Annotated in this window: 9 protein-coding genes and 1 pseudogene; all 10 read right to left on the reverse strand. The window is 48.4% G+C overall.

Going from position 1 to position 18,908, the window contains the following annotated elements:
• Positions 1-41 precede the first annotated feature (41 nt).
• Positions 42-2,471: a TonB-dependent receptor gene (locus tag PJE062_RS03055; protein WP_008547210.1), complete on the reverse strand. Its 2,430-nt coding sequence runs from the start codon at positions 2,469-2,471 to the stop codon at positions 42-44.
• A 257-nt stretch (positions 2,472-2,728) separates the two neighbouring features.
• Positions 2,729-3,724 carry a FecR domain-containing protein gene (locus tag PJE062_RS03060; protein ID WP_008547013.1) on the reverse strand — a complete coding sequence of 332 codons (996 nt, stop codon included), beginning with the start codon at positions 3,722-3,724 and terminating at the stop codon, positions 2,729-2,731.
• Between the two features lie 156 nt (positions 3,725-3,880).
• Positions 3,881-4,375: an RNA polymerase sigma factor gene (locus PJE062_RS03065; RefSeq protein ID WP_050773824.1), complete on the reverse strand. Its 495-nt coding sequence runs from the start codon at positions 4,373-4,375 to the stop codon at positions 3,881-3,883.
• A gap of 316 nt (positions 4,376-4,691) precedes the next feature.
• Positions 4,692-5,885, reverse strand: coding sequence for a cytochrome-c peroxidase (locus PJE062_RS03070; protein WP_008546887.1), 1,194 nt, complete (start codon positions 5,883-5,885; stop codon positions 4,692-4,694).
• Positions 5,886-6,288: 403 nt separating this feature from the next.
• The gene (locus tag PJE062_RS03075; RefSeq protein ID WP_037035849.1) at positions 6,289-6,702 is read right to left on the reverse strand and encodes a YgiW/YdeI family stress tolerance OB fold protein; all 414 of its coding nucleotides are present in this window, start codon (positions 6,700-6,702) and stop codon (positions 6,289-6,291) included.
• Between the two features lie 409 nt (positions 6,703-7,111).
• The gene (locus PJE062_RS03080) at positions 7,112-10,189 is read right to left on the reverse strand and encodes an autotransporter domain-containing protein (protein WP_198136813.1); all 3,078 of its coding nucleotides are present in this window, start codon (positions 10,187-10,189) and stop codon (positions 7,112-7,114) included.
• Between the two features lie 146 nt (positions 10,190-10,335).
• Positions 10,336-10,998, reverse strand: a complete 663-nt coding sequence (locus PJE062_RS03085) for a hypothetical protein (RefSeq protein ID WP_008546768.1) — start codon at positions 10,996-10,998, stop codon at positions 10,336-10,338.
• Between the two features lie 548 nt (positions 10,999-11,546).
• Entirely contained in the window at positions 11,547-12,236 is a 690-nt protein-coding gene (locus PJE062_RS03095) for a Crp/Fnr family transcriptional regulator (protein ID WP_008546390.1), read from the reverse strand.
• A 157-nt stretch (positions 12,237-12,393) separates the two neighbouring features.
• Positions 12,394-12,944 (reverse strand): annotated as a pseudogene (locus PJE062_RS03100) (tyrosine-type recombinase/integrase).
• 453 nt (positions 12,945-13,397) lie between these two features.
• Positions 13,398-18,833 carry an autotransporter outer membrane beta-barrel domain-containing protein gene (locus PJE062_RS03105; protein ID WP_157039029.1) on the reverse strand — a complete coding sequence of 1,812 codons (5,436 nt, stop codon included), beginning with the start codon at positions 18,831-18,833 and terminating at the stop codon, positions 13,398-13,400.
• Positions 18,834-18,908 lie beyond the last annotated feature (75 nt).

Genomic DNA, 18,908 nt, shown 5'->3' on the forward strand with positions numbered 1-18,908 from the left:
ATCGGTCAGGCTGGCTGGCAGAAAGCTGGCTGGCTAAGAAGTTAAAAAGTGAAGTTTAAAGCGGCCGTGATGGTACGGCCCGGAGATGGAAACCCACCCGCAGTGAGCGCATCTACATATGCAACATCACCCAGATTGTTTACGTCAACCCGAAGCGTTGCATTCTCATTGAACTCATAGGAACCATAGAGATCAACGATGGTGTAATCAGTTGCCTCGTAACCACTTGCTAAGACGCCAACTTGTGTGTCTGGCTTGACGTATTTCATACGCCCTCCAACGACAAGTTTTTTATCGAACAGACGAAAACCAGCATCCAAGCTCAATTTCGTTTGCGGAGCAGCATTTATCAACACAATAGAGCCTGAGAGCTCAGGTGAAGTATAAGGATCTTTGTCGGCGTATCTGGCAAGTTCGGGGAGATCAGTATAGGTCCGAGATGCAGAAATTCCGCCATAAAATAATCCTGCATCATAAAGAGCTTCAATTTCAAATCCTTGCGTGCCCACAGTATCCAGAAAATTCACATACTGTGTCCCGATTGCCTTCGGAAGTGAAGTTGCAGGGTCAATGTCCCAAACAGGACCTTGCGCGGTATAGTTATCAATCTTTCGCGTAAAGTATGAGATCTTCATTCTGAGGCGATCATTTGCTAGGATTTTGTCATCAAGACTGATATTAACACCGGCTTCCCACGTCTTTGAAGTTTCCGGGAGAAGAACAGGATTGGGCAGAAAGTTGGTACCACCATTGATGTGCTGCCCACCTAAGAGCGTTTCCATGATTGTTGGGATGCGATAGCCATCTGAGTACTTTCCGAAAAATTGAAGCCCGTCTAATGGTGTGATTGCGACCGAAAATGTAGGAGACAATCTGTTCCCTGAGTTTTCGATATGCTCTTCAACCAAGGAAGGAAGGAAGGAGCTATCAAGGTGATAAAAGGTAGAGTCTCCTTTTAGCTGAAAATGGTCGTATCGTAGACCTGCGCCCAGTTCGAGCCATTCATTGTGCTCGAAGGTCAACTGATTAAATGCACTAAACACACTTCGTGTTCCTACAGGATCTGTTCCAAACCAGACATTATCTGGATCATTAGTGAGATTTGCTTTCTTAGTTTTTCTGTCACCGTCATCATAGAAAGCTTCTACGCCAACATTCCAAAAGAGGTTTCCTAACCTGAAATCAAACTCGCTGGTGTTTTGTAGGCTACCACCAAAGGTTTGCATGACCACATCATTGTAGATTGTACTTGGCCCACCGGTACGCGCAGTGCGTTCCTGATCATTTTGTGTATGGTTTGCCCAGATCTTGGCTTCCAGATCAAACCAGCTGTCATCCGGTTGCCAAGTATAAGTTGCGGTGCCTGTGATATTGGAGACATCACTGTTGTTTCTGAAGCCACCATCAATCGTGCTGTTTGTGAAAGCATCATGGAATCCAAGCGCTCCCAATACGAGTTCGTGATCATCACCTAATCTGAGATTAAATTTCGTGAGCCAAGACAGCGCCTCAGAACCAGTAAAAACAACAGGCTTCCCAGTCTCACTGTATTTCAAACTACCATTGCTACCAGACTCGTACTTGCCCAAATTTTTCTTGCTCACACCGGCAGCAAAACTGATATTTTCTGTGAGTTCCATACCTGCTGCAAGATTGCCGTTTAAGTTATAAGCATTTGTGCCCGCACCCAGTTTTCCTTCTATCCCATAAGACCTGTCAGGTTTTATCAAGTCGGAAGCTTCAATGGTGCGGAAGTTGACGATGCCTCCCATAGCCCCAGCACCACCAACACCGGATATGGCACTTTTTTCAATCTCAACTTGTTTTACAAAAGCTGGATCAATGTAAAAACGTCCAACCTCGTCGTGCCCAGCTTTCTGGAAGTTCTGACGAGCACCATCAATCATGACGTTCACACGGTTCTGATCCTGAAGACCACGAATGTTAATGCTAATACCTGGATCCTGCGGATTATCCGCTACGTTTACTCCCGGGACGCCTACAAATAGATCAGCAGCGCCGCGAGCATTGGAGTTTTTAATTTCATCGCGCCCGACAACGCTAATGGCCCGTGGTGTTTCATAAACCCACTCAGGTGCCCCCTGCCATCCTGCGGCATCTCCTGAGGAGGCAGTCACAATTACAGGCAGCAAGGATGGGTCACCATCACCAGCTGAAACTGTATCCTGCAGAGAGGAGATGATAATGATGCCGGATGGATCAATCTCATAAACCAACCCCGTACCATCCAGCAGAACATCCAGCGCACCTTGAGCTGTCATCAGTTCTTTAAAGCCAGATACGTTGATGCCTTTTATGTTCTGCGCGTTCACTGAAAGCCGTATGCCTGCCTGTTGTCCAACCTGCAAAAGAGCGCCAGATAAAGACCCGGCAGGTATATTGAACGCAACCTGTTTTGAAAGCTCAGATCGACTTGCTTCTGATTGCGCATAAGCTGCTGGCAACGTCAAACACGTCGTTTGAAACAGTGCTACAAGTAATAAGCTCGCTAGTCTTTTTGTGGGACGCCCCCCTAAGCGCAACCCCACTTGGTTCCCCATATCCATTCTTAAATCACTTCCAAGTCGTCATCAATTTGTCAGTAGATAGAACCTGCAGTCCCAACTTCTTTTAGGAGACGATCCGGAGAGCTTTATTTTCTGAGAAAAATACTCATATTTTTGTAGGCAGATGACAAAAACACAAATAACACATTATTATCAACGTGTTATATCTTTGAGATTGTGATAAAAAAATCAAAATCTCTCAGCTTAACCGTATGAGCTGCAACGATAGCATTCAGACTTTGTCGGGGTTTACTCAAGTCAAACACCCCAGTCACACGTTTGCTGTTGATACGAGGGTCGAGCACCAAAACCGGCGTCTTCATGAAACGGCGCAGCTTAAACAGAACTTCTTCAAAGCTCTGGTCATCGACATAAAGCTTACCTCTTTGCCACGCAGCGATGTATTCCGCATTAGGTGATCGAATATCAGGATGCCCATCCTCATGCATCCTGACCCAATCTGCATCTCTTAACTCGATTACTTCATTCACATCAGAGCTTCCGGCAACCTGTACATGCCCATGTTCGACGCCAACAGACACGGCAGAAAGGCCTTTGTTTACATTAAAGCGTGTGCCAAGCACTTTCGTTGTCGTATCGCCAGCTGTGACAACAAATGGCCGTTCCTCATCTCGGTCCACATCAAAGAGAGCTTCCCCTCTCAGAAGGCTCACTTTTCGCATTTCATCTGTAAAATCCAAATCAATCGCCGAGTAGGCTGAAAGGTAGATTGTCGAACCATCTTCAAGTTCAACTTCCTTTGTCTGTGCCACTTCAGTTTTATGATCTGCATAGAGCCAAACCGTCAAATGTTGAGGAACGGTCAGACCTATGTAGAGCAGCAGAAGAAAAGAGAAGCCAGCAGCAAAAAACATTTTTGAGCGTGCAAAGAAATTCTGAAAGGCAAAGGCTGGCTCGACATCAATCCCCTGCTTCGAGCCCTGTTCAGTACTGCTAAGTTCAAGCTGCCCCAGTACTTCGGATGTTTGACTGACCTTAAGCCATGCCTCCTGATGAGTTGGATCTTGAAGAAACCAGTCGTCAAACTCTTCCCAAAGCTTCAAATCCTCGGGATACTCTCCCAAAAGGATGAACCAGCTGATTGCAGCATCTTCAACAGTAGACGATATTTCTTTTCTGAAATCTGCAAGTGTCATTGGCTTAATCCTGAAGTAGTCGCTGAGTTCGGGACGGCTATGATGCTGTTCATCTTGAGAAGAGACGTTTGAAGGGCTGTTTTTTTCGCAAAAAAGTCAATTTTGAACCAAATATGTTTTCCGCGATAACTTGTGCACTTTACCTTATTTAAGATCCTACTTCTTTGCATTGAGGACCCTCATGCAATGCTTGATGCCTCGATGCAAATGCTCATGTGTCTGTGTCACAGAAAGATTCAAGCTACTCGCAATCTCTCTCAGTTTGAGCCCTTCTAACCGATGCATCTCGACAACTCTTCGCGTGATTTCCGGCAGCTCCGCAAGAGCGGTCAACACCAGCTCAAGCTCTTGCTTTTGGGCCAAAGCACTCTCTTGAGTGGGGGTCTGTTCCACAAATGAAGCGACCGGCGTTTCGTGATCAAAACGTTGAAGCTCGAGTTGTTGTTTGCGCAAATGATCGATGGAGAGATTATGAACAATCCGGCGCAGATAACTCTCTGCGTTATTGGGCGACTTGGCATCAAAGCGCAAAAACGCTTCCTGCACAATATCCTCACTTAGTGCCCAATCTTTGGTAATCGATGCCGCATACCGGACCAATATCTCATAGCTTTTGGTATGAACTTGGATGCGTTGCTGTGATTTGGTCAATAACCGGTGCCGTTACTTTTGCGAGTACTGGATAATTTAACAACCGGAATATGTTTAATATGAATATAATAGTCAAGTTTTAAAGTGCATAATTTAATCACCTCAAAGATTCTTACCAGAGGTCCGGAAAGCTTCTTCCGTCAGTTCTGTTCCACTTATTCAAAATGAAAAACCGCCAGCTATTGCTCGCAAAGCAAGCAGAGACTGAAAACTCTATTTGAGATTGGTGGTTACTGTGGGGATGTGTGCACGATGGCAATAAAAAAGCCCCGCAAATGACTGCGAGGCTTATGAAGAAAAACATTGAAGTTTTGTCTTATTCTTCTTCCAGTAGATGCTCGTAACGTTCATCCGTGAGCGTTTTCATGAAAGCAACCAGTGCGTTGATGCGTTTGTCATCCAGTGCAGGACCAGTGGTCAGTTCCTTGACGTCCAACGTTGCTGGCACCTCAGGCGCACCCCATGGCTTGCCTGTTTCCGGGTTGATCTGAGCAGATTTCTTTCGCGAGTTGTAGCGGTTATAGAATTGAACAACAGTTTTGAGATCCTTGAACACGCCGTTGTGCATGTAAGGCCCTGTAACTGCCACGTTGCGCAAGGTAGAAGTTTTAAACTTACCATCCCAGAACTTATCATCTACAGCTGGATTAGCCAGCAAGCCGTGGTCAACTGTACCAGCTGGAGAACCATTGGCTGCGCGCACGGCTTTGTTCATTGGCACACCGATGTTGAAGTACTGGTAGTTGGTGAAGGTTTCCCCTTCAGAGCCCGGCACCTTCTTGAGCTGGTGGCAGACATTACAGTTGGTGAACTGAGGAGAGAAGAACAGAATGCGTCCCAGTTCTTCTTGTGGGCTTAGCTCTACCTCACCACGCAGGAAGCGGTCATACTTGGAATCAAACGGCGCGAAAGTCTCAGTACGCTCAAAGGCTGCAATTGCTTTGGTCATGGCGACATAAGCTTCTTCGTCGCTTTCGAAAATGCTTTCGCCAAAGAGCTGCTTGAAGGTTGCTATGTAATCGTCGTTTTCCTTGATACGCTCGACAACAGAGGCTTTGCTAGGCATGCCCATTTCAATTGGGTTCAGCGGTGGGCCGCCGGCCTGACCTTCAAGGTCTTTCTCCCGGCCATCCCAAAACTGGCCGCCGACGAACTTACCCTCTTTGGTTTTATGGAAGTTGGGGCTGAATGCGGCATATCCGGCTGATGGCGCATTGCGGTCACCAATAGATTCTCCATCATCGCCTAGGGAGACAGCCGTACTTACTGGCGTGTCGAAGCCGTTATCTCTTGGGTCCGCAAAACCAGTCTCTGGCGTGTGGCATGTGGCGCAAGACATGGTGCGGTTCTTTGACAGGTTGAAGTCAAAGAACAACTGATTGCCGAGGTTTTCCAGCTGTGAAAGGTTTTTTGATGAAACACCGGCGTCCTGCGCATAACTCGCTGAAATTAAGAGGCCGCCAGAAAGGCTAAGCAGGGCGAAGCCCGATTTTTGATAGAAACTACGCATTCTATAAACTCATTTTGCGACTGCGTCTCATTTACATTTCCTTGTAATGAGCTTCAACGGAAAACTTGAGGAAAGGAGTAGGAATATAGGTTGAGGTATCTGGAGGTTTCTGCTGCAAAAATTGTCGGTGGCTTTGATAAGACGTCATTCAATGTTGGTTTGGTGATTTCATGAGTGCTTTCAGAGGCCGTTATTTCAGTGGTGAAGCAGTGGTAAGGCGGTTCACTGGCATTACAGATACGGCATCAGTTATCGTGACTCTAAAAACGAGGAAAAGCCCGATATTTTCGACACCGATAAGGCTACCACAAGTAGAACTGCTGCTTCTCAAAGTATGTTATGAGTGAGGCCGCTTGGTTGAGCGGGACTTCAAAGTTAGAGTTAGCGCTTTGAGTATGCAAACCTACTTTACAATCTGGATGTTGTGGACACGTATGCTTGGGGCCCCTATCCAGCCTGAAACTTCACCAAAGACGCGAACCATGTCTGATGCTGAAACGGATAGAGGGTTTTGCCGGTCATGATCATCGACATGTACTGTGATTACGCCGGAGCCGTCATCAAAGACAAATGAGCTCTCGTCAATCTGGCGAATAAGCTTGCCTTCAAGAACGACACTGTCGTCCTTAAAAGGGTTCAAGCTGGTAGATAACGTGGAAACTTTCGCAACAGCTGCTGGTCCAGTGTACTGAATTGCTGCCCCTTCACGGCTGTCACCATACTCACTGCGATGATCATCCGCCATAACAATAAACGGGCTTACGAGGGTCACAGCAGTTGTTGCTGCAATAATGGATAGCTTCATGCTTGTTTTCATGTTGTCTTCCTCTCTTCTTCTTGAAGGCCAGGAAACACACCAAGCTGAACTCTGTCTGAAGGGGTACTTAAGACTTCTGGTAAGCCAGCCGAAAAGCATCGTTTGTTTTCTGTAAATTTTCTTGCTGACTGAAATCGCAATGATATCGGGCCATTAGCGGACATTCGAGCTGTTCTATTAATGGTTGAAGCGGTCTGGACGGAAGACTGTCAGAGTTCCCGAGACTGCTTTCATTTCCTGTGCAAAGGTCGCGGCGCTGATGAGTAAAGGCATATTCAGGCCGGGGACAAAATAGCGGGATTGGTGGATATGGATTTTTGACAGTTGGAGAGCATTTACCCGCCACTTCAGTTTACAGGCGGCGGGCAGGTTTATATGGAGTAGTTGGCCTTGCACAGACAAGAAACGGTCAAAACTTCAGAGCAATGTTTGCTTTGAGCCCCTGATCGGTGAAGCCGGAACCAAACCGGCCTTCGTATGCTAGGCCTAAGGTTGTGTTCCGTCCCAGATCCACCGATGCTCCCAGATTCAACAGAAGAGTATCTCTGGCAATCGGGATACCGGCAACAGAAAAATCATCGCCTCCGGCAAAGGCGTGATTGACAACAGGCGTTACATCGTCAAACGCATGTTGCCAGGCAGCTTGTGCTGAGAACTTCGCGGTGAATTGACCAAGATTAGCCTGTGTCTCTGCACGCAGTCCGATGCTGGTGAAGGTGCTGTCCATTGCCTGGCGACCAGCCTTCAGCGCAGCAGATCCACCTGCTTCGGAATACCCATCACTGGACAATTGCATGTAGGATATATTGGCAAAAGGCTCCAGACTGGTTGCAGCATAATCAAAACGATATCCTGCTTCACCAAAGATTTGCGCGGTTTGCGCCATGTAGGCCCCTGACAGGTTCTCAGCAAAGCCAGTAAAGGCAACCGAGCGGGTCGTGTCGATATCATGCCATGCATAGCTAGCGCCTGCGCGCAGCCCCAAAGGCCCAAATTCTGTGCCTCCATAAGCACCAAGGTGCAGGGTTTCTGCTGTCGCAGAGGTCCTTCTGCCATTCACTTCGAAACTGCTGTTGTTGTAGCCACCGAAAAAGCCAAGACGGGAATTTTCACCAATCTGGGCATCTCCACCCAGAAGGAAACCGCCGATTGACCGATCAAGCCCTGCGGCATTGCTGTTTCCGCTCCAGCGTCCCAAGGACCCAAAACCTTGCCCCCAGAACGCGAGGCTCTCGCCAACTCGCTTTTCCACTTGCTCTTGTCCATCCGCAGCAACGGAATCCATTGCAATACGCACACGACTGAGGGCAGCCTCACGGGCAAAGCGACTATCCTCAATCAGCGCTGTTTTTATTGAGGCGTGGGCTTCGCCTGAAAGCTGATAAAGTGCTCTTGATGCATCTGAGTTGGACAGGTTCAAGACTGAACTGAACAAACTTCCGCTGCCAAGCGAGAACACACCTTCACCTGTAGCGCACTGATTAGCACTCATCCCGGGAATACAGAACGAGCTGGATGCCATTTGGGAACCCAGATAAACATTGTTGGCATCGTATGACAGAGCAAAATCAAGAAACGCGAAGTCATCTGTTGGGGTGGACGAATCAAATGTTCCGGAGACGCCCCCTACAGCGCTTATAATCGTATAGACCGTATTTGCAGCGTAGGTTGAACCATCGTCAGTTCCGTTTTCTGGCTTAACATGCACTGTGCCACCATTGATCGTCACATTACCGCTGGCGGCCAACAGATCGTTGTTGATACCTGCTGCGTTGCCCCCATCGTTCAACTCAACCTCAAAGGTTGAACCACCATTGAAAACAAGAGAAGTTGCATTCAAAGTTCCGATGGAGTTTCCCGGAGCGATCACAGCACCTGAATTGAAGGCAACGGCCCCGATAGTCCCCGAACCACCAAGGCTACCGCCATTGACTGTAACATCACCCACGGTGCCATTAACAACCAGTTTACCCGCTGTCAGGGTTGTGCCACCTGCATAGCTATTATCGCCCTCTAGAATAAGTGTGCCTAAGTCGGTTTTGTTCAGAGATCCGGTCCCTGTAATGTCAGAAGCGATGGTCGCAGTGAAGTCTGCACCAGCATTCGTGCCATCGCCAATACGGATTGAGGTTTCACTGTCGAGCGTAACCTCACCACCTGTGACCTGATAGCCATCGACAGCAAACTGCAGGCCAGATGCAACTGAGACACCTTCATCAGCGACCGTGACAGTTCCCGCCGTACCTTGAAAAACGAAATAGCTATCAGGGTCATAGGCCAGATCTGTGAAACTAGCAGAGTTGGTCCAGTTACGGCTTGAACTGTTCCATGTGCCCGCGCCGCCATGCACGGTGCCGTCAGCAGTTGAAGTGCCGTTCCAAAACAGTAAATCCCGCGTCGAGGCCAATAAGGACACAGTACCAGGCGTTACAGTGGTACTCAGGGCATAGTCGTAATCAAGAGGGGCATCTCCAATTGTGAGACCATTGTCAGTCAGGCCCCCATCGTAGGTGATTAATGTATATACACCTGCACCAAACGTGCCGGTATCGGTTACATCAAGCGTACCATCTAAGGTCAGGTCGCCACCAACGGTGATCAGGTCGCTATCGAGGCCAACAGTACCATCAGGTGTGCCTAGACCGAAAGCGAGTGTCGCATTTTCATCCAGAACAAGGTTGCCGCCGATCTTCAATGTGCCGCTCCCGTTGGAACCTGGAGAGAGCGTACCATCTGTTGCCTCGACATTGCCGACAGTGCCCGCGCCCCCCAGCGTGCCACCCGTCAATTTGATCTGCCCAGGCAACTCGCCATTGACGATCAGCGCACCGCCAGTGATGTTCGTCGTGCCAGCAAATCTATTGTTACTGCCAAAGAATACACCCACACCGCCGGTCCAGATCGTTGTGCCCGCTAAATGATTGATTGTGTGGTTAGGTCCCTCAGAGGCTAATACCGATCCGATGTCGACATCAAAAATATAAGCATCATCCGTGTGATTGAAATTAAGCTCGCTCGTGGCATACCGAAAATAGATGCTTGGAATATCCAGTATGCCCGGGGCCTGCGCAGCTTCACCTTTCGCGGCACCGATATTGACGGCAAACCGGGCGTCTCTATTATCTCCAAGTCTGATCCAATAGGGTGCAGAAAAAGTACCGCCATTCGCAACAGTGAGTGCGCTGTTTCCATATCCGAAACCCAGCCTACTTAAAGTTGATAGTACAGACCCTTCGCCGGAAACCAGTATTTGGGCTCCTTCTGTCGGTGCTGGAGGGCCATCGAAGTAAAAGCCAGCATTAATATCTTTGTTCACAGTCAAGCGCGCACCGTCAAGCACGTAAAGCTCACCACGGGCGATACCGCTACCAACAGAATCACGGCGGCCAAGATGCAAATCGCCGACAATAGTTTTATCTTCTCTGACGCCATGTTTATCCACGCCAGAAACTGTGAGCGTGCCAATCCCCCCGTCACCAATGCTCATATAACTACCGCTAAAAGAGCCGTAGTTATTGCCAGTAAAGACAACATCTGCCTGACTAATCTGGGGAGTTGCCGTCAACGCGCCTGCAATGATTAACATGGCAAGCCTATGCGAAACTAAGGCTGATGTGTTTTTGTATGCAAAGATCAAGCGTTGCATCTGCGTTTATCCCTAGCGTAAGAAAAATCGGAAAAGCAAAACCATAGAGGGATCAGAGCGCTGTCTAAGCCCGCTGTTCCGGATGGAGAGCCAAGCTCGAAATCCATAGTTGAGGCGGAGGTAAGATCGAGGTCGTCATCAATTGTCAGCGTATCGGGACTGTTTCCAGCAGTGACGGTGCCGTTCGTGATTGTTGTTGGACCGTTGATCGTGCCCACCCCACCAGGGATTCTGCCATCGGCAATGTTCAAAGCGCTCGTTCCAGTACTGCCAACCTTGAACTCCCCGGAGGCCTGCCACTGGGATCCCGATCCGCTCACCGTTACGGTGCCGTAAGAACCGGAGTTTACGCCGATAGTTCCACCAGTATTCGTGACTTCACCACCATTTTGAATGGTAAGCTTGGCATCGAGCCCAACTGTCACCCCAATATTCAGGGAGCCATCCACATCCCATGGACTAGGATGGTCCGAAACGGTTGGATCATTATCAACTGTTAGAGAAGAAGACCCATCAATGTCCTCTGCACGAGCAGACCGACTGGCGACTACAAAGTCCAGAGCAATGAGTGCAATCACCGGGACTCGCAATGCTGCAACAACGGTTTTTTGCTTTCGTCTTGTAGGTGAACCAAAACTATTCTGGAACATTCATTTCCTCGGCTTTTATGTATTTGTAATGTTGTCGTTGCGCAGCGAAAAACGGGGAGCTTCAATCTTCAGCATTGAAGGAATGGACCATGTTTAGCCCTACATACAGAACGCCAAGCGGTGAGACGGTGAGGATGATTTGTGCTCGTGCACTTAATCCAGCGAAGAACACTCCCGCAGTCAGCAGCACCAACACCACCAACCAGCGGAGCAGAGATGCAAACAGGGGGGCGCTTGATGGCAACTCGCGGAGGACTGAATCTGAGCTTTGAACCAACGCCCCAAAATGCTGCCTCTGGAGCGCTCTCAAATGTGTTTGACCGCATACATAGAATGTCCCCTAAGCGTAGTCGCTAAAGCTCTCTTCCCAGTCACTCGCCAGACGACGCTCTGATATTCAGGCGGCAGCGGTCAAAATGCTGACACTTGAATATCAATGGGATGAAAATACAGAGGGATTGTACGTAGTCGGTAACGCAAAGAATGCTAAGAACTTAGCAATCTGGCTGTTTACTCGGATTTATGCACATGGCATGGGCGGTCCGATCTCAGAGAGATAAATGCTCGGCTCTGGCGGCATCAATCCAGTCTGACAGAGCTTGCTCGTCCGGCACGGCAATTGCGCCATACTTCAGTACGATCAGACCATTTTTTTCCAGCTGTTTGAGCGCTTTACCCATAGAAACACGTGAGGTGCCCACAGCGACAGCCAACTCGGACTGGTTCCAGTTGAGCATCCCTCGCACTTCTGAAGCTTCGAGCATGTTCTGCAAAAACACCGCTGTATAAGCAGGCAAAGGCAGCAAACGCAGATCGTCCAGCATGTTCAGCGCCACATTCAAACGGCTCAACGTAGCCGGCAAAGCTGCGCGGGCGATTTCGGGATGGGCATCCATTAGCGTCAGAAAATCAGCTTTGTGAACATAACCAATCGTCGTTTTACCAACTGCAACAGCATTTTGCGTTCGCTTGCGCCCAGTCAGCACGCCTATGATGCCAATGAAGTGGCCCTCGCCAAGCACTGCAAGGATTGTTTCTCGGCCACTGGAGCTGAAACGCCCCATTCTAACTGCCCCTGAACGCACAATGAGCAGGCGATCACCCTCATCACCGGTCGAGAAGATCGTGCGGCCGTCCTGATAGGTATGGCGCTGCTCGACAGCTGCAAAAGCGGCCTCGACCTTTGGGCTAAGTAGATCAACGAACTTGAGGCTCCCGTGATCCAACAATCCTGTCATGGCCAAGGTTCCTTAAAATACGTTGAGGTGTACACATTATCACGTATTCTGAACATCGCTCTTATTGTCAACACACCATACTGTTAGTTGCAGAGTTTCAATTGGTCACGTTGACAACCGAAGAGTTCGGAGCTGCTCCCTACCAGCTCCTTGATTGCTAAATGTCGATTTTCTCTGATAACGAGAGTGCATCTTCAAGGTCTATACCGAGGTATCTGACAGTACTGTCCATCTTTGTGTGGCCAAGAAGAAGCTGCACAGCACGAAGGTTACCAATCTCCTTGTAGATCTGCGCGACCTTAGTTCTATGCATTGAGTGTGTGCCGTAAGAGCTTGGTTCTAACCCGATTGATAAAACCCACTCTTTCAGCATTCGGCCATATTGTCGTGTCGAAACATGCGGCCTGTCATGAAACCGACCTGCCACAGGTACTCTGACGCAATCATTTCTGGACTGTCTATCCATTTTGACAAAGCTGATCTGGTTCCCTCCATGAGTTCAAACTGCACAGGCTTGCCGGTCTTACTCTGTATTATTGAAGTACGCTCTTTCACTCGCCTTGCAATAAAGACATCGACAACCTTAAGGCGTACAAGGTCACACCCTCTGAGTTTGCTATCGATTGCTGTATTGAACAAAGCTAGTTCACGTACTTTGCCTGCAAGCTCAAGGCGAACACGAATGGCCCAAACGTGTTTTGGTAGCAAAGGACGCTTTTGCCCGACAATCCTACCACGATTCCAGGCTGGTTTTACTGGTCAGATCATGGGAAGGTTTGATATGGTCATGACGGCTCCTCCATACCACCCTTAACCACCACATCTAGCTAATCTTACAGCAGGTAGAAGACAGTAATGAGGTCAGCTTGGCAAGCGTAATTTAAAGGACCTGCATTGTGCGGTATAGTTTTCGGAAAAGTTTCTTACTGACTGAAATTGCAATGATGTCGGACTAACTGCAGACATTCGGCTTGTTTCAGCTAGGGTCGAAGAAACATCCTAGCGCTAATGCCGTTGAGCGTTTCAAGATCCTCATGCAATCATTTAATTACATACAAAATCAAATGTATTTCGTACGTGAACAAAGTTTGCCGGACTTTGTTGATTAGAACTGGCTGCCCGCTTTTCAAACAACTGCATTCATCGGAAAACAGCATTCCTTCAAAATTGGTATTTAACTCTACCTTGCAGTGTTCTGTGTGAAGTATTCTCAGAAAAGCTGCCTGTGTAGTTGAGTGAGGCGGAAAGATTCCCTGATGTGAGAGTGAGCCCTGCTGAGGTGTTAAGATATGTCCGGTCTGCGCCGAAGACTAATTCTTCCACTGCAGCTGCCTGATAAACTTCGCCGGCAACTTCATTGCTCGTAAGTGCGTGAAGTACCCCAAGTTTTGCATTTGTCTTTACAACCCATTCTCCAAGATTGAAGTCGCGACTCCAACCGAGGTTGGCAGACAAATAGAGGTCATTCTCGTTCAAATCGCTGTAACGAGTATCCAAGTGGCTTGTACCAGAGGTGGTGAAGTCATCTTGCTTGAACCACACATGAGTTAAAGCAACTTCGGGCGTAAAGCGGTTACCAGCGAATTCACTCTTGTACTTCAATGCCAATCTTGTCGTGAGAGTATCTGTTGTGAAAGAGCCTGTTCTGGATCCTGTACTTGTGGCATTGGCAAAATCATTCTCAGAATGCGTGTAAAGTGAACTCAAGCCCAAAAGAGCTGAGCCATACTGATAGGATGCCTGTACACCTACGGCATAAATTTTGATATCTTCGGAGCCGTTCTCAAAGCCATTCCCGGTAAAATCAAGCTTCCCTTGGCCGTTGTAACCACTTGCTCCAACAAGGATATTTTCTGTGATTGTGCTATTCAGGCCGACAAGCAATCCCTGAGAGTAAACATTGTAACCCACGGGGTCATAGTTGGCAGCTTGCTGGGATAGGACACCCTGCATGTAAACCTGAGTTGTCTGTTCAAAGCCATCGCCATACATCCCAGACGGTGCGGCTTTGTTAATCGCAGCTAGTCCCTCGCTCTTTGGAGCAACTGGCGCATAACTGTTGAGGGACTGTTCTGAATTAATTGAGGAACTCAGGCTGTTAAGCCAGAGGTTGTCCAGTTGCCCATCGACCAGATTTTGCAAGTTTAACGCCATTTGCCGGGTTGCCGCAGCAGATACAAGCGCAGCGGAACTCTCTGGAGCGTAATTGAAGATGATTTTCTGTTCACCTGCCGTACCGGTTTGCTCGACAAATCCAACAGTCCAGTCTGTGCCAAGTTGAGAACGAAGCACATCAATATTGGCGAAGTCCTCAAACTGACCTTCTGTTAGTGTCTTGTTTTCGACAAGACTTGGTAAGCTGTACTCTCCTTCCTGCAAGTTGACTGGATCAACGTAGACGTAAAGATCTGCATTATCAAAGGTAACGTTGTTGCCAGTGTCCGACTGAATTGTTCCTTCATAATCAGTAAGCTGTAGATCTGAACCCAGTAGCATGCCGTAGTTCTCGATGCTCAGGTCAAAACCATCAGTATGGACTTGGTAGGCTTTACTATCCGCGTCTCCGGACGCGCTGGCAAGGATAAGTCCTTGAGAATCTAATGTCAGATCGTTCTTAAGATAAATGCCGTAAGCGTTTGCTGTATCATTGTCTCCCCCATGCGAAATGGATTGCGCCCTCGCAGAAATGACACCTGTGTTTGTGAGTGTTCCTGAGGCTTGTGCTACGCCATAGGCAGTTGCCTGGTCTCCATATGAAGTTGCGTCAGCCTTAATGATTGCACTGTTGCTTTCAAGACCTCCACTGACACTGTAGGCATAGACATATTCGGCTGGAGTGCTTGAAGCTGATGTCCCGCTGATTGCTTGAGCAATGATATCTCCGCTGTTTTCTCCAACATCAGCGCGAATACCATATGCATATGAGAAACGGGATTCACTTTCCGCTATTGCATGAACCTGATGGCTATTCTTTGTGACCTCAGCACCTGCATCCCCAGCAATACCAGTTGCATAGACAAAGTCGTCTTTTGAGGTAGCAAGAGCCGTTACTTTTTCCCGGTTTTCGAGTGAAACCACATCATTGAGGCCGGTGGCATAGACAAAATCTTCTGAGTGGCTCTCAACATGGATCTGGCCCTCGTTTATACCAGTAGCGCCATTGATGCCGTAGGCGTAAGTGCCAGTATTGACAGTCCCTGTATCGCTTGTTCCTGCACGTGCAAAGACAGTGATGTTTCCGGAGTTTACTTCAACGTCCCCATCAATGCCGTATGCTCTTGTCAACAGATCTCCGTTACTCAGGTTGTTAGCAGAAGTTCCATTGGCTTCTACGTAGATGTGGCCTGTGTTTTCGGTAATATTCGCCTGAACACCATAGGCTTGGACTGTGGCATCTACATTGTGTGTGTTCGATGTACCTGTAACCAAGCCACCGTTTGCAAAAACCGTTATGTCGCCAGTGTTTTTCGCAATAGTTCCATGAATTGGATCATCGGAGTTGAAAGCGGTGAGTTGAATGCCATAAGCTTCTGCAGTGCTATTGATATCACGATCAGATTCAACGATATCGCCGGATTGAGCTAAAACCTCAATAATACCAGTGTTTTCAGTAAGGTCGCTTGGCGTAGAGCCTGCATCAAAATCGTAGATCCCGTAGGCCCTACTGTAATCTGCCTGCGCGATTGAGATGGATGTTATGGCTCCGTGGTTGTTGTCCAACGGACCATCGATACCTTTCGCGCGAGTATAATCCTGCTCGGAAACGGCTTTCACATAGATATCGCCAGTGTTTGTGGTCAGGTTACCGTCTGTAAGATCGATACCCGTAGACTGAACATAGCTTTCCTTAGAAAAACCGCGAGCGCTGATCTTACCGCTATTGGTATCAATTGAGCCTTGAAAGATGTCGATGCCTGTCGCCTGAACATACCGCTGCTCAGATTGGCCATAAACTTCAATGGCTCCGCTGTTGGTCCCAATATCGCCTTCGTAAATGTCGATACCTGATGCCTGCACGTGGTCGGTACCTGAAATGCCTGTCACATTGATAGAGCCGGAGTTTGCAGTCAAATCGCCTTTGTATGTATCGATGCCGTAAGCGTGAACATAGTCCGCTGCAGATTCACCATGAACAGTTATGTCGCCATTGTTTGTGCCCACCGCTCCTCTGAGGCCAGAGGTTTGTACATATGAACTGACGGTACCGCCATCGTTCGTTCCCGCAACTGCTTTGACCCAGACAGTGCCGGAGTTTGTGGCAACGTTGCCTCTAATGCCATAGGCCTCTACAACCAGGTCCGCTTTGCTGGCCCCCACAATGGAAGAGCCAGTTGCTGCTACCTTAATATCACCGGTGTTCGTGTCCACATTTGCAAGAACGCCAATTGCGTCTACCCGACCATTCTCCTCATTGATGTCAGAAGAACCTGTGAGTTCTGCGCCGTTTGCGATGATCTCTATGTTACCATGGTTTTCAGAGATGGTTCCATAGATTGGATCGTCTGCATTGTAAGCCTCAAGAAATATTCCATAGGCTTTGGCAGAGGCGTGAATGTTGCCGTTCGTATCGTCTGTGTCACCAGCTGCTGCAACTATGCTAATGTCACCGCTGTTTCGAGAAATGTTGTCAGGGGTATCTCCGCTTTGATAGCTGTGCAGGCCATAAGCTCGTGCAAATGTGCTGTAGTTATCAGTACCAGCGAAAGCTTCAACTGAGATATCGGCATCGTTTGTGTTGACGGTACCACTGATGCCGAATGCTTGAGCATACTCATTTGTCGAGTGGGCTGAAACAGTGAGCGCCCCCAAGTTCGCGGTTGTGTTGCCTTGTACTCCATAAGCGAAAGCTTGTTGAGCTCCACGAGCTGTGACCTGAATATTACCGCTGTTCGTAGTGACTTCGCCTTGAATGCCGTAAGCATACGCGTATGAGTTCTCGCTCATACTCGTGGTGGTCAAATCACCAGTGTTGGTGCCTGCTCCGCCTTGGATTGAATAGGCATAGGCTTGTTGCTCTGTGCTTCTTGCAGTTACCTGAATGTCACCAGTGTTTTCAGTCACACCATTTTGGATACCAAAAGCGTAGGCATAGTCCTCAACTGCAGTTGCTTCGGCTCTTATGTCGCCTTCATTCTTCTGAGTGTTTCCTTGGATGCCGTGAGCATAGGCAAAGCCTTCAGTGGTGATACTTTCAACTTCAATCAGTCCCGTGTTAGTGTCCACAACTCCCTGAATTCCGTAGGAGTACACGTAACTTTCGTCAGAAGTTGCAGAAACGGAGATCGAGCCTTCATTGGTCTCTGTCTGGCCTTTAATACCGTATGCGGAGACGTCTTTTTTGCTGGATCTAGCGCTAACCTCGAGACTACCAGTGTTCTTTGTCGTTTCAACCTCAATGGCATAGGCTCGGACGATGTCATCTCTGCTAACTGCGGAGATGTGAATATCACCGGAGTTCAGGTCGAGTGTTCCACTGCTTATGCCGTAAGCCTCGACCTTTTCATCTTCTGTTTCACTCAGAACGGAAATATTGCCGGTGTTGGTCCCCACCTGCCCACTGGTTGCGCGTATGCCATAGGTTTCGATGCGTCCGTGTGTGGAAGATGCATCGACAAAAAGTGTGCCCTCATTATTGCTAAGAGACCCACTATGAACATCGATTGCAGCAGCTTGAACCCGGCCATCAACAGTAACGCCAATAACGTTGATATTGCCAGTGCTTGTACCCACTGTTCCGTCATATGCATATATTCCGAAGAGCTGCGCGTTGTCTCCAGCCGTCCCGGAAATTGTAATATCACCGGTGTTTAGGGTTACTGTCTCTTCATACGCGTAGAGGCCACGGGCCTGAATAGTACCTGTTTCGGTAGAGGCAGTAACACTCAGTTCTCCGTGATTGGTAATCAAGTCGCCACGAATGCCGTAAGCGTATGCATCTGCGCTGACAAACCCTGTGGAGGCTTCGCCATTACCTGCAAGAGCTGTAACCGAAATCTTGCCTGAGTTTTCGATATTTGTGCCAACCAGTCCCGTAGCTTCAGAGTTTACAAATGCGTTGTTGTGAGCTGTTGCCTCTCCACTGTGTGCCCAAAGAGTGACATCACCAGTGTTCGCAATGTTTCCACCACGGATACCTACGGCCTCTGCTTTAGAGTATGCATCTCCGCCGGAAGTCGTATCGCCAGCGGTCGCATCAATGAGGATGCTGCCAGAGTTGGTGATCTCATCATCTGTCTCAGACCATAAGCCGACTGCATCGATTGACAGACTCTCTGCGTCTGTCGATGTCTGACGTGTCAGATAGAGCGTGATGTCTACGTCAGAAGTAAATGGTGTAGGTGATGAGAGAGCTGCAAGGTATACTTCCTCAGTAAAGGCGTCATAGGCATCGACCCCATTCCAGCTTTGTACTTCGGCAGGATCAGAAGTTGCTCCGGCATCGACACTGCCAGTCAAAGCATCTGTTGAGCCTAAGGTTTCACGGTAAAATAGTGCCTTCTTGTCACTGGCTGAGCCATCAAATCCAGCGTAATCGCCTTCTGGTCTCTGTAATGTAGTATTGTTTTCAATTGGTTCCGCATAAACGGACTGAGCCATAAAATACAACAGACCGCTTAACGCAGTCGTAGAGAACAAACGCTTCACATACATCGGAAAATTTACCCACCCCAA

This window comes from Pseudovibrio sp. JE062 (assembly GCF_000156235.1).
Classification (GTDB): domain Bacteria; phylum Pseudomonadota; class Alphaproteobacteria; order Rhizobiales; family Stappiaceae; genus Pseudovibrio.

What these genes read in the sequence shown, in the direction of transcription:
- PJE062_RS03060 (WP_008547013.1), bottom strand. Translation starts at nt 3,724, where the DNA reads ATGACACTTGCAGATTTCAGAAAAGAAATATCGTCTACTGTTGAAGAT.
- PJE062_RS03085 (WP_008546768.1), bottom strand. Translation starts at nt 10,998, where the DNA reads ATGTTCCAGAATAGTTTTGGTTCACCTACAAGACGAAAGCAAAAAACC.
- PJE062_RS03075 (WP_037035849.1), bottom strand. Translation starts at nt 6,702, where the DNA reads ATGAAAACAAGCATGAAGCTATCCATTATTGCAGCAACAACTGCTGTG.
- PJE062_RS03070 (WP_008546887.1), bottom strand. Translation starts at nt 5,885, where the DNA reads ATGCGTAGTTTCTATCAAAAATCGGGCTTCGCCCTGCTTAGCCTTTCT.
- PJE062_RS03095 (WP_008546390.1), bottom strand. Translation starts at nt 12,236, where the DNA reads ATGACAGGATTGTTGGATCACGGGAGCCTCAAGTTCGTTGATCTACTT.
- PJE062_RS03105 (WP_157039029.1), bottom strand. Translation starts at nt 18,833, where the DNA reads ATGGCTCAGTCCGTTTATGCGGAACCAATTGAAAACAATACTACATTA.
- PJE062_RS03080 (WP_198136813.1), bottom strand. Translation starts at nt 10,189, where the DNA reads ATGAGCATTGGTGACGGGGGGATTGGCACGCTCACAGTTTCTGGCGTG.